The organism is Mariniflexile sp. TRM1-10 (genome assembly GCF_003425985.1).
Taxonomy (GTDB): domain Bacteria; phylum Bacteroidota; class Bacteroidia; order Flavobacteriales; family Flavobacteriaceae; genus Mariniflexile.
The window spans coordinates 4333464-4347842 of sequence record NZ_CP022985.1; the positions used below are offsets into that span (position 1 = coordinate 4333464).

Below are 14379 nucleotides of genomic sequence, written 5' to 3' on the forward strand. Positions count from 1 at the left end.
ACCAATGCTAGCAAATATACTAGCATTGGTTAGATTAATATTAAAAATTATAATGAATACTTAATTTAGCATTGGTGCCTTCGCCTGCACCTGTAAAATCTCTTAAAGGTGCTGCCCATTGCGATCTAGCCGGAAGGTAATACGCATTCAATAAGTTATTGACGCCTAAAGCAACAGACATATTGGACTGTAATTGATACGCTATAGAAAAATTAAGCAAGGTATAGCCTGTAACAGGAAATTGTGTGTGTCTAAATGTGTAATCATCGTTGGCATTCAAATACGGATCAAATCGTTTTCTGTCTCCCAAATTAGTCATTCGTAAAGACGTGTTGATTTTTTCAATAGGTTTCCAAGTAACATAAGCAGTCCATTTAGGGGCAGCAATAACATCACCTCCCAAATAAGTCAACGTATTTTCATTTGCAGCACTGTGGGTTACACCTTCCACGTATGAATAAGATGTGCCTATCTGTAATGCATTGCTGTTTGATATATAATCAATAGCTACTTCACCACCATAAATGTTTTGTGGCTGTTTGGAAGGCACAAAAGCATTGGTGTTTTCATCAAAAACAACACCTGTACCTAAGTTGGAGGTACTGTAATAGCCTACCGCCTCAAATTTAAAATTATTGAATTTCGACAAAAATCCGAATTCATAGTTTTTAGTCACAGCAGGTTCCAGTTGAATGTCATTTATATTGTCGGCAGTCGCGGAACGTAAAACAGAACCTAAATCGGCAATAGAAAATCCTTGTGAATAGCTTATATAAGGAATAAATTCTTGATGTTCTATATAACGCAATCCTACATTAAATGCTAGGTTGTCAAATCCAATTTTACCACCTTCAACGGCAACCGAAGGATTGTAATTCCCGTCCCCTAGAGGTGAATAAGGCAGCGTGTTGTAATCTGCTATTTCTATATTCATGTCATCATATCTTAGACCTGCTTTTACCACCCATCTGTTGTCAAATTTCATAGTAGATTGTAAATAAGGCGCCCAACTCAACATTTCGGTATTTGGCACCCATAATCGCCCATCTAGAAGGCCTTGGTTGGTTTTATCTCTAAGTAAATCAACACCATAGGTTAAAGAAACATCCGCGGAACTATTGGTGGCAATGCTTGTATTGAAATTAGGTCTAAGTCCATACTTTTCAGCATTGATAACAGATTGCCCGCCATTTTCAAACTTATCGGAATAAAAGAAAATGTTTTCTGTATTCTGATAATAGAGATCCGTCGTAAAATCTGTTGTACCGGAAAAAATATGGTTTAGGTTATATTTCAATTGACCATTTATAAGTGTCGTTCCAGTTGGTTCTTGTCCTTCAACAGAACCTTCAACACCGTAACCGGCAGTTAGTGAATAATCACCATCCTCGTTAAAAACCTCAAATTCCGCAGGAACAGGAATAAAAGGCGTGTCTTGGGCGGATTTGTATAAATTTCCGGCCAAGGTGATTTTTTGATTATCATCAATTTGATATTCTAATTTTGCTAGCGTACTGTAAATATGTGTGTTGTCAAGTCCATAAGTCGGAAGAATGACGACACCATCAGCATCATATTTATTACCTGTTTTTTCATAACTTCCACTTATATAGTAATTAAAATTATCCAAATTACCATTTAAGGATTGATACACCCCAAAACCTAAGGCATCGTTTGTTTTTGCTAAGCTTGATGTGCCCCAAACATTCGTTGCGCCCGCTATTTTTTTAGTAGCATTTGGTTTTTTGGTTATGTAATTAATAAAACCGCCATTACCTCCATTACCAAAGATGGATGTGGCGCCTTTGATAACCTCGACCCTACTGATATCATTTGGGCTTATTGATTTTATTCCCAACTGCCCATTTCTTAACGGTGTAGATTGTGGAATTCCATCGACCATTACCAAAAGCGAACGCCCACGTAAGGTTTGTCCCCAGTTGGAAAACGTACCCGTAGAAACAGCCAATCCAGGCACTGTAAACTCCAATATATCACTAATGTTTGTTGTGGAATTTGATAATTCCTGGAGTTTAACTTCATTAACAACTGTTACCGAGGCTGGGATTTCCGAAAGATATTCTGAACGCCTACTTGCCGAGACAACGACTTCGTCCAAATTATTTAAATCTTCCTTTAATATTGCTGTATGTGAAATTGTGCCATTCCGTATGAACGAAAAACTTTCTGTTTGGGTTTGGTATCCCAACATTCTAAAAGTTACTTTCCAAGTGCCTACTTTAACATGGGATAGTTCATAATTTCCATCATAATCTGTTGTTGTGCCTTGCTGCAGTTCTGCAATATAAACTTCGGCTCCAAAGAGAGGTTGGTTATGTTCGTCGGTAACCTTCCCTTTTATCCCTTGGGAAACGGCATAGAATGATAATAATAAAGCGGTAGTTAATGTAATAATCTTCATTTAAATTTATTTAGACTTATTTAAAATAAGGTGCAAATATATTTTCTATTTCTAATAAACCAAAGATTATTCTGAATTATTTTGGGTTATATTTTAACAGCTTGAACTAACAAGAAAGTTATTACAGATTGTTTTATTTTGATATAAATGGGTCAAGTTTATAAGCAGAAAGTCACGTTAGCAAAGCAGACGCTTTAGAGATGCTCAATAAACAAATGAACTATCTCAAGCTAAATATAAATGAGGAAAAAAGTTTTTCATTGATGGAAACCTTAGATTTTCAAACTTTTCACTTAATCCCGATCAAGGGGTTTTATATATAAAATCAAAAAAAATATATCTTAATATCTCTATTTGTCTTTAAAATCTACACTTTGAATTGTTGGAAAGTTCCTAAGAGGAACGTCACAAAGCCTACAAATTTCAATCATTTTATTGGCAATCTGGTGAACTAGCTCCTCTCTTTGTTTATTGTCAAATAATTTAGATCGTTCGCCTATATCACCAAAATTTATATCATAATTATATAAAACCCAGTACTGGTCATCTTTCCAATCAGATTCAGAGTGTCCAGATTTTTTCAGTTTTTCAATAAGAAATTGTCTATTGAAATGATCTTTATGAGCAATAAGTCCATATTTATTTCGGTTTAAATGTATTCTGCTTTCACCCTGTAATTGTACTCTGATTCCATTTGTCCAATGTTTATGAAAAATATTTAACCTAGACCAAGGCACACTGAGATTATCACTGATCTCATAAGACCAAAGTGAATTTTCTGTATTTAAAGTTTCCGTAATTTTCAGTCCTATTTCATTCAAATAGCGTGTAGCATACTCTATTTCCACTATTTCGATAGTATCTGAAATTGTTCTGGCTGACAGGTAATTGGACTTAATCATATCTTTTATTTCATTTTCCATTTTACTATCTGTAAGTTGATTGGTTAGCTTTTTTAATAGAATAATATACTGTTTAATACTCTCTCTTACTATAGGTTGATCTGTGGCTTCTTTAAGACAAGCTTCCAGCCACTCTATTATTGTTGTACGGTATGAAATACAATAATAGTGCTCATTTACCTTTAAATCATCTTTACTACCGTCTGATGGTTCTTCTCCATTTAAAGTGAGATAAAAAACTTTATTCCTTTCATAATTATGGTTTGCATATCTTTTAAGCTGAAAGGATTGGTCACTTGCATAAATTTTATTCTCTATACAAATAGTATTATTTATCCTATCTTTTATATAAATATCTACTCGCCCCCCTGTCTTGGTTAAATGGTTATTAGCTCCAATAGAGTATTCCAAAATTACCTGTGCAGAAGCAATATTAATTCTTTCATCTTTAATTTGTTGTAAGAACAATTGAAGAAAAGTGCTTCCAAAATTGTGTGAGCCTTTAGGGTTTAACAACTCACCCAAAAAAGCAGAATGTGTACCATTTTCTTTACTTTCCAATTTTAAGATAGAAAACACATTAAAATTTTCACCTTTTAGAACCGCAATCTCTTTTTGATGTTCAAGAATTCGCCCTGTATCTTTTAATAATTTTGCATAGATCGGAGTCTCTGTCATAATTTGGTTGTTATTTTAAACAATATCAATATAAGGTATATATATCGAATTGGATTCCTCCCGCTCTCATCGAAAAAACCAGTCTCTATGATGATTATCTATTTATTTGAGTTAAAATAGTTGTATCAGTAATCTTATCGTCATCGGCTAGTAAAAACGCCTTGCTTAAAACCAACGAAAGACCTCTATCGCCTTCAAAAGGCAAAAATATATTATCGGTATTAGTATCCTTACCTCTAGCCGGAACAATACATAAATACTGATCATTAGGTTCCATTAATATATTTGTACTCCCAATATGAATTTTATACACTCTTTTCTTTCCTTTGATTTTCAAGAACTTCCCTTCAAAAGACGCCACTTTTGCTATTTTCAATCTAGGTACTAATTTTTCAAGGATTTCTTTTCTTGTTTTTGCTACTTCTGTTAATTCTCCAAACGAGTAACTTGTCCAATAATCTCGGTATTGTGGCAAACCACCATTATCTCGCCATTCTGGGTCATTACCCACACTAGCCACACCAACAAACAAATCAACATCTCTCATTACTTCTGAAAGCACAATTTTTGGTATATCAATTAAATCTACAACTTCATTTTCATTATTTACAAAACGTACTTGATCGGTTGCAACATAATTCCAAATCCCAGCATCATTAAAAGCATCATCTGCATTCACTTCATTAATCCAAAACTGGGCTTCCAAATTATGTTCTTTAAGCGAAATAGAAGCTATATCTGCATCCCTACCATCATCATAAGCTCCCATCAATGAATATCTCCACCCCCTAATGCCTGTGAGAGCATTAAATTGATGCTGTTTTAATAAATGTGCCGCCATTCTATTACTATAGGATTTTGTATTGAGCTCTGCATCTGTCAAAATATACACTTCTCGATATGCTTGCTTCAATCCCTGTTGTATTTGCAATACTTCTAGTCTATTTCTCCATGCCAAAACATCATCAATGTTCGCATAAATGGGATGCCATAATCTTACTTCTGTATGGCTATCAATACTTGTTAATTCGTTACCATGAACATCATTCCATTTATCTTCAATCCATAATCCTGTTTCTTCCATTCCGTCCTTTTTAAAACTCCAAATCAAATTTTTTGCAATAAAACTAACCAGTCCATGATTCAAATAAAACTTCTCAAATTTCTCATATGTCCATACTCTTTCATACAAATACAACCTATCTATTCTATCCCTTTGGGCTGTTAAATATTTTTTTATTTGTACGATTGTTTCTTTTGCTTGTTTTAAGGTTTGTTTGTGTTTTGTCGAGGATTTTATAAATGTTGGCTCTGTTTTCTGTGTAGTTCCGTCTGGCTTTTTCCATGTAAGCAAAACTTTTCCCAAAGCCTTTATTTCTATTTCTAATGTATAGTCATCAAACAAATAGGTTTTGCAACCATCTATCAAACCAAAATCTGGTATGGATAATTCTTCTATTTCCGAGGTTGAAACCCCTAGTTTAACAGAAGAAGACTCTATGTACTTCTCAATAATTTCTTTTGTATTATTCTGTTTAATCCTAAGCTTTAATCTTGATAAATGACTGATTCCTTCTAATCCTTTCGTATTTCCTAAGGTATAAATACAGGCATTTCCAAGCCCTGCCGCTGTTGGTCCAACTCCTGGGATTTTTTCAAAACAACGTTCCGCTAATTTGGCAATTATATTAAGGGAATTGGAATCGTGAAATTTGGACATACTCCAAACAAGACCTTTCAAAAAAATAAGATTCTTCTCATTTAAAAATTCATGGCCCACATAATTATAAACCTGCCCTCCAGAATACACATGTTGTTTAGGCGTTTCGATTGTTTTTAAAGACGCTGAAAATTCAATCCATTCTTGGGTAACACTTTTATATTTGGGAATACCTATATCATTAATAATATCACTGGTTTCTTTTAAAAACTTTTGAGTAGGTTTTCCACTTGTTGCTTTCATAAACAAATGAAACAATGAAAACCATGAGTCTTGTAACTCTTTTTTTAAAGCCGCTATTTGCGGATTTACAAGTTGTGCCAGTCTATCATCAGGAAGTGTATATGGAGCCACGCTTCCTGATTCATTAGTGTTTTCAAAAAGTATTTTTTCAATTTTAACACGCACTTTTTCTAAATCAGTGCCATAATAGTATTTAGTTTGTTTTAATTGTTTCCAGCTAAGCAAATCATTTAAAAAAATCTTTAGACCATCAGCAAGACCTTCTTTTTTAACAATTCTCTCTATTTGCTGAATAGAAAAACCTATAGGCCAATCAACAAATCTTTTATTCTGGGCTTCATCAGAAATCTTAAATTCTTTAATTAGTTGAATTATTTCATCATTAGAAAAATCCAGATTGCTACGCATCAACAGATTAAACAGCTCATTATAAATATGTTTTTTCTTAAAAATATGATCGCGTCCTTGGTATCCTCCTGATTTTCTCGTAATCAGTTCAAAACTTTTTATTGGCTCTATAAGATAAAACAGTAAGTCTTTCTTGGTTGTAACATCCAACGATTTAATTTGGGCATAAGCTTTTAACTTTCCCATTGGGGCATTATAAAAATAACTATTGAATTGGGCATCTTTATAGGATTCCTCAACTAATTCATCAAGTATTTTATCAAATTCTTTATTAGATTTATAATTTTGGTTTTCACGCTTACCAAATAAATTACTTAGACTTTCTTTAATTCCCATAATTTAGCCTCCTACTAATTGTGTTAATTTAACGAAGTTAATTTCAGTATTTTTATTTACTAGAACTTCTTGTTCTAAATCACCCGCTTGCTGGTCGTCTATAAGTATGAAATAACCATTTTTTTGAAAAGCGTCATAAGCAATTAAAACTTGCTTTTCTACATCTATTTTTTGCTTTCTATCTCGAAGCTTAAAACCATTTAACGTTTTTTCAGCATTCGTGGGTTGTATCAAACCATTAAAATACTCAGGCAGTTTATTATTGTAAGCTTCAACTTCTGCTTCTACCCTTGCAGCAATTAAATCTTTTACAGTTGTTCTTTCATTAGCAACCGCTATTTTAATCTGGTTCAGAATATCACCTGTAAAAGTGACGTCTTTTAATATTAGTTCCATATCTCACTTTTTTATAACACTATTTTAAGCACTCCAATCGCTAAACTGCCCTTCAGCTTGTTGCATAATTTCTTGCAATATGTCATTTAGGATAGCAAGTGACATTTTCCCTCTTAATTCTTTTTTTACTGCTAACCTTATGGCTGCTTTGGCATTTTCTTTTTTTGTCCAATCTAGTTGTAAATTGGATTTTACCGCTTTTACAATGGCGTGTACAATATTTTGGATTGGACCTTCCTCTTTTATAATGTCTTGTTTTGCTGCCAGAATATCATAAAATGCTAATTCTTCTTCGCTCAGTCCTAACTCCTTTACACGATCATCATCATTTTGAAGTGCTTTTGCACGCTCCACCAATTCAGCTATGGTTGCATAACTATCTAAAGCATTGGAATGGTATCTATCAATTACCTTTTCTAGTTCTTCTTTTAGCGAAGTGTATTTTTTTATATTTTTATGAAGTCGTAATTTGATTTCGTCTTTTAGGATATTCTTAATCAATTCAATTTTCAAGGCGAGTCCGTCTTTTTCCTTTTTGGTTCCTAATAAAAAGGTTTCGTCTAAAATTGAAATATCTGGTTTTTCAATGCCTGCCATAGCGAACACATCGACAATATCTTCGGAATCGATACTTTGGCTTATCAACTCTTTTATTCGTTCTTGCTGTTCACTTCTGCTCGATTTTACCGATTTCGCATTTCTAACCGCTTTTGAAATATGCTGAATAAACAAGACATCGACGGCAAACTCCTGAATAGCACTTTGACTTTTTACGATAGACAACAAGCCTGATAATGTTTTTTCGGCTTTCATGAAATTATTAGAATCCTCGTCGTATTTAATAATGGCATTAACTGCTTGTTTAACTAGCAGTACCTTTTCGGCATCGCGTAAGGCTCGCCATTGACTATAATCAATCGTTTCTGGAATAAAAGTTTTGCAGATGTCTATTTGATTTAAAAACAATTCTAATGCTTGCTCAATATCAATAGTTGGCTGACCTTCTCCTCCACTTCCTGTATATTTAGTTGTAGCTGTTTTTAAGTTATCTCCAATACCAATATAATCGACTATAACCCCATTCTTTTTATCTTTAAAAACACGGTTTGTTCGGGTGATGGCTTGCATCAGGTTATGCCCTTTCATAATCTTATCTACATACATGGTGTGTACACAAGGCGCATCAAAACCTGTTAACCACATATCACGAACGATTACTATTTTTAAAGGATCCTCTTCTTTTCTAAATCGTTTTTTTAAACCTTCCGTCGCATCTTTAGTGCGTATGTGGTCATTCCATGTGATGGGGTCCTTAGAAATGTTTCCCGTCATAACTACTGCTACTTCAGGGCAACCTTCTAAAGCGGTTAATGCATTGTACATTTTTACACAATTACGTCTGCTCATGCAAACCACCATGGCTTTTCCTTTTAAGGTATTGGTTCTATTTGTAAAATGGTTTAATATATCGTTTGCTATTTTATTCACACGGTCTTCAGAGCCTGCGGCATCTTCAATAGCTGCCCATTTTAAATTCCCACTTTCTTCATTGGCTTCTGTAATTTCATCTGCATCATCATCTATATTTTCATTCCATAAATGGAGTTTTGCCAATCGTGGTTCATAAAAAATATTCACGGTAGCGTTATCATCTACAGACTGTTTAATATCATAGGTATGAATAACGTTTCCAAACACTTCCTGTGTATCAGCATCTTTACTATCTACAGGTGTTCCTGTAAAACCAATAAATGATGCATTTGGTAACGCTTTACGCATATTGGAGGCAAATCCATCCAATAAACCGTATTGGGTTCTATGTGCTTCATCTGCCATCACAATGATATTTTCACGCTCGGATAAGGTAGGGTGTTCCAATTCTCCTAATTGCTCGTCGGTGGTTTGTTTTAAGCGGAACTTTTCAATGGTTGTAAAAATGACACCACCTGCACCTGCCGACAGTAATTGCCTTAAATCGTCGGTGGTGTCGGCATGTTGTACATCACCCACCAAATCTTTGGCCAATACAAAGTTTTCATAGAGTTGCATATCTAAATCGCTGCGATCAACTTGCACCACAATGGTTGGGTTTTTCAATTCTGGAAGACTCCGTAAAATACCTGTATAAATGGCCATAGAAATACTTTTTCCTGACCCTTGTGTGTGCCAAATAACACCAATGCGACCATCACCAAACGGGCGCACCGATTTTTTAGCCGCTTCTACCGCAAAATTAACGCCGAAAAACTGATGGTACTTGGCACCTTTTTTTATGAGTGTGCCGTTGTGGTCTTCATGAAAAACAAAGTTTTTTATGTAATTAAGCAATCGGTCTTTTGGAAACAAACCAAACAACAGCGTGTGCATCTGAAAATCGTCTTCTTGTACGGTGTCTTTACCATTCATACTTTTCCAAGCCGAAAACCATTCCATACTTGAACTAAACATACCGTGTTGGGCTTCGTTACCATCGCTAATAATGGTTAAAGCGTTGTACTCAAACAACAACGGAATGTCTTTTTTGTAATGCTCTATTTGATTATGCGCTTCTTTTATATTCGTGTTTTCGTCGTACCAATTCTTTAACTCAAAAACAATTAAAGGCAAACCATTTATATAGATGATAATATCGGGGCGACGTTTATTTTTTCCTGTAATACTGAATTGATTGACTGCCCAAAAGGTGTTATTTTTAGGGGTATTAAAATCGATGGGGTAAATATGGATGGCTTTTTCTTTTCCGTCATTATCTTCATAAGTAAACTCTAAACCTTTGGTAAGTTTTAAATGAAATGTGCGATTTCTGTGTTCTAAATCCGCACCTTCGTTATTGGTGAATTCTGCAACCACCAGCGCTTGCATATCCTTTGGGAGTTCTGAATATTGCTTTTGAATAAAGCCTAACAACTGATCTTTTAAAACCACCTCATGATTGTTTTGTGGTAGTGTGGTTCCCGATTTATGTATGTACTTTAAATCGGTTAACCAATCAATAGTGGCTTGTTCTATGGTTGCTTCTTTGGTCATGACTTGTCATGCTGAACTTGTTTCAGCATCTCATTATTAATTACTAATTATCTGTTCAACTTGTTCTCTAAATTCTTTTAAACGCACTTCGCCACTGATTAGTTTTGGTAAAAGTGTGTCGCGAAGGTTAATTAGGGTTTGGTTTTCTTGAGTATTATTGAATATTTGATTATCCCATTTCTTTAATTTATTCTCAAATGCTTCTAAATTATTTTTTCCTGAATATAAAACATCTATATTTTCAAATGTAGATTTATTAATAATAGGCATTGTCGTTCCATCTCCCGCTAATCTTTTTAACAATGAATAATTATGAACAAAAAAACAATACATAAAAAGATAATCATTAGTCTTTAATGAATTAATTTGTTGGTTAGTCAAACAAGGGATTTTTGAAATTGACACTTTTCCCATATCTGAACCAATACATGTTACAATAACTGAATTTTCTGGAATGATATTTTTTTTATGCTTTTCCATTCCTGAAATTGAAATATAACGAGCTGCATTTAAAATATGTTTTCCATAGTTCTTAAAATCTGTTGGTGTTACAAAAGCCAAATCACTTCCAAAATGCTCAGGAAATTTCTGTGATGGCGTTTTTCCAGTAATAACTTCGCCAAAATCCTTAACTTTTTTAACCTCCCAACCTTTAGGAATTGGACCTAATTCGCTATCAACAAACTCACCACCAGCAGATTTATAGCCAATGGATTGAGATTCTGAAACAAGTTCAGGATGACTTTCCTTTATTACAGGAAAGTCAAAATCTACAAACCAATGTTTGTAAAGTGCCATTGCCATTTCTTCTAAAGTTTTATTGATGGCTAGGTTATTATCTATTTTATCGTCTATGGCTGTAAGGATTTGGGCTATGGCTTTTTGTTCTGGGAGAGGTGGAAGCTTAATTTCTATCTTATTTAACAGATTAGTTGTTAAACTAGGAATAGCTGTTCCAACGTCCATATTCGCAAAATCCAATATTTTAAGATTATAAAATAGGAATTTTGGAAATACTGCTTCTTTGTTGATTTTAGACCAAAACAACGTGTCAACCGTCCAAAACGGCTCATTTATATAATAAATATTGTTTAAAGAACCTTTGCGAGGAATTAGAATAGATTCGTCAACATATAAAAATTGATTTCCGTAACGCATAATCCCTCCAGTACCATAAATTGGAATATTGCCATTTTCAACTTTTTTATGATCTTTTCCATACTTTATTTCTAAAGTATCCGAAAGTTTATATTTTTTCCAGTTATTGGGCATTTAATTTTATTGTATTAGCGCGTTGGATTGAAATCACTTGTAAGTATTTATCATCCAGAATTTTAATTTTAACTCTATTTGAAATTCTCGTTCTGTACGGTCTAAAATTTATTTTATTAGAACCGTACATTAAAATAGAAATTGCTTCAAAAGCTTTTAATATTTCTATCGCATGGCCTAACCTATATTCTTTGTCATAACTAACGAATAAATAATATTTTTCTTTGAATGAAAATGAAGAGAATTGAAAAAGGGCTAAATCCTTGGAGGTAATTTTTATTTCTGGATAGGACGAACTAATTAGTTCATAATTATCCCTTGCATTCCTAGCGTCAATAATAGTAGATATTAGACCTTCTAAATTTGTTTCGAATACAATCTGCAGAAACTTTTCATTTTCATCATAGAAAGATCTATTACGTGAATTTACATTAAAAGATAATCTTTCTAACATTAACTTAGAATGCTCAAAATTATATACAATTGGCAGGTTATAACTCGTTATTTGATGCAATGCAAATAATTCTAAAAACTCTTTAACGGCATCAGGAGGATTTTCGGAATGATTGATAACAAAGTCATGAAATTGTATTTTGCTTTTAAATATTTCAGAAACAAAATCAGAAATTTTAAAAGAGGAAAGTGAGAAAGCAGGTGTATCTGTGCTTTGAGCGCAAAGTAATTCAATATTATTTTTTTTCCAAAATTCAATAATTATATAATTAATTTCTTCTTTTATTCCATTAATATTTTTTAATAAATGATAATACTTGTAAAAACTATAATCATTAACATTCCACAAATTATCATCGAAACTTGATAAATATTTTTCAAAAAGGATTATAGCATTTTCTGCAATATAGTCTTCATCAATTTCCCATAAATTTGTTTCAGTTTTAGACTCCCATAACTCCCCAATTATTAAAACCTTATTCTCGATTGAAAGATTTTCTCCTTCAAATATATTTGCCTTAAGCCAAGCAATAATTCCATAATTATCAGCATTACCATCTTTACTTATTTGCTTTTCAACATATACTGCAATTTTATTGAGCACCTCTTGTTCATTTACTTTAAACTCTTTGATATTATTTTGAATATTCAATAAGATCAACACAATATTCCTTTGAATTTCCTGATTATCCGAATTAAAATAATCGAGTCTATTAAATAATTGAGGTATTTTACCTTCTTGAAATATTTTTTTTATTAAATCCTGCCTAATATTAAAATCATCTTCCTGTATTAAAGTTTGAAACTCCTTTTCAATGAATACATTTTTGAAAACCTTTTGCTGCATTAGCATATGGAAATTATTATCCTTTCTGATTGAATTAAAACTTTCCACCTTATTTTCGTTTCCAAATAAATAGGCCAAAGTTTTTGATAGTAATAACTCATCCTCGCAATCAATACCTAAAGTCTTTTTTAAACAATCTTCATTAGGAGTTAATAGTAGATTAATCGAATAATTTTCCAAAAAAGTGTAATCATTATGTTTTACATTGCCAAGAGCAATTAAATCTAATACGTCATGTTTAGTTAATTTATTTTCCGTTTCATTATTCTCTTTTATTTTTAGTCTGTATTCACCATTATCATTTTCAAGGAAATCCAATGTGTTATGATTTAATAATTCCATAAACTTTGGAAATTTTAGTTTAAAATAGGTGAAATTCATAAAATCTTTGAAATTAATTTCTTCCTTTAAGAACTGAAAATCATAAATTATTTGATTAACTAAACGTTTTGCGTCCCTTATATTTTTTATGTAGTCATCAAAAAGGTTCATTTCGTGATTCAAACCTTTTTCGAGTTGCAGTTCGAATTCAGGATTATAGATTAAAAAAGCATCTTTTAACTTATTATAAACAATTGTTCTTAAATCTTTCTTGGAAATAGCTGGAAGATATATTTCCAATTGAAAAAATTTATCAATGAAACGTGTACTAGAAATATTGTTATCTGCTTTTAACCTTTTTATTACATAATCTTTATCCATTGCAACAACAAAAACAGTATTTCTAAAATCCGCTGTATTTCTAATCAGTTTTAATACTTGGCTTATTTCCTCTCCATTAAGTCGATCTAAATCATCTACAAAAACAATAATTTTTTTGTCAATTTCCTTTAATCTCTCATTAATACTATCATATAAATCCTTTGCGGAACCGTTATTAAAACTTACAATATGTTTATCAAAGAAATCTAAGACATTATCCCCTTTATATATGTCGGTAATTTTCTTTGCGTAATCTAATATTTGATTTGAAAGTTTGCCACTATATTTAGAAAGTTTATTACTTAAAGAAATGAAAAATTCATTAATAATATCTTCTTCTCTGTGGTTTAAATAAGGTAAAAAATGAATAACAACAATATCGTCCGAGTTTGTCTTTGAGATTCTATTTAGGGCAATGTTGATTATGCTTGACTTGCCATTTCCCCATGGCCCAACTAAACCAATTGTAAAGGATTTTTCATTTTTTTCGTTTTTTAATATACTAATTAGGCTATCTATTTTTGGTTTATAACTTAAAACGTCTTCTTCTTCGTTATTTATAGGATCGTCACTTGCATATAAATTTTTGGGGGTTTTAGTCAGAAACCTGCTAGTCGGAAATTTTGATTCAACAATACAACAAAATTTTATTACAATAAAAAACGTAGATCCTACAAATAGTGGAAAGATTAAATATGTAATATATTCTAGTCCAAAAATAGAATCAAATAAATAAACCCATGGTAAATTATCTTTATAATTTTTAAAAAAAATAGTAAGGAATAAAACAGATCCAAAGCAGAATTTTTGTGTAAATGAAGGTTGGTATTTGTGAAAAATTATTTTGAATAATAAAAAAACAGTCGTAAAAATTGATGATAATATTATTAGTACTTCCAAAAATTTGTTTAATGAACTCTCTTCAATAGTCAAAAAGTCTTCTATAAACTCAATTATGAAACCTTGAAAATAA

The 14379-nt window shown here is 32.3% G+C and carries 7 protein-coding genes; all 7 read right to left on the reverse strand.

What is annotated here, in order from left to right:
* Positions 1-40: 40 nt before the first annotated feature.
* On the reverse strand, positions 41-2422 hold the full coding sequence (locus CJ739_RS17910) for a TonB-dependent receptor (protein WP_117177803.1): 2382 nt from the start codon (positions 2420-2422) through the stop codon (positions 41-43).
* Positions 2423-2772: 350 nt separating this feature from the next.
* The gene (locus CJ739_RS17915; RefSeq protein WP_117177805.1) at positions 2773-4002 is read right to left on the reverse strand and encodes a PDDEXK-like family protein; all 1230 of its coding nucleotides are present in this window, start codon (positions 4000-4002) and stop codon (positions 2773-2775) included.
* 94 nt (positions 4003-4096) lie between these two features.
* Positions 4097-6709 carry a DUF4132 domain-containing protein gene (locus CJ739_RS17920; RefSeq protein ID WP_117177807.1) on the reverse strand — a complete coding sequence of 871 codons (2613 nt, stop codon included), beginning with the start codon at positions 6707-6709 and terminating at the stop codon, positions 4097-4099.
* A 3-nt stretch (positions 6710-6712) separates the two neighbouring features.
* Positions 6713-7105, reverse strand: coding sequence for a hypothetical protein (locus tag CJ739_RS17925; RefSeq protein ID WP_117177809.1), 393 nt, complete (start codon positions 7103-7105; stop codon positions 6713-6715).
* A 24-nt stretch (positions 7106-7129) separates the two neighbouring features.
* The gene (locus CJ739_RS17930; protein WP_117177811.1) at positions 7130-10132 is read right to left on the reverse strand and encodes a type I restriction endonuclease subunit R; all 3003 of its coding nucleotides are present in this window, start codon (positions 10130-10132) and stop codon (positions 7130-7132) included.
* A 36-nt stretch (positions 10133-10168) separates the two neighbouring features.
* On the reverse strand, positions 10169-11404 hold the full coding sequence (locus tag CJ739_RS17935; RefSeq protein ID WP_117177813.1) for a restriction endonuclease subunit S: 1236 nt from the start codon (positions 11402-11404) through the stop codon (positions 10169-10171).
* Positions 11394-14306, reverse strand: coding sequence for a KAP family P-loop NTPase fold protein (locus CJ739_RS17940; RefSeq protein ID WP_162880261.1), 2913 nt, complete (start codon positions 14304-14306; stop codon positions 11394-11396). The genes CJ739_RS17935 and CJ739_RS17940 overlap by 11 nt, the downstream gene beginning before the upstream one ends.
* Between the last annotated feature and the right edge of the window lie 73 nt (positions 14307-14379).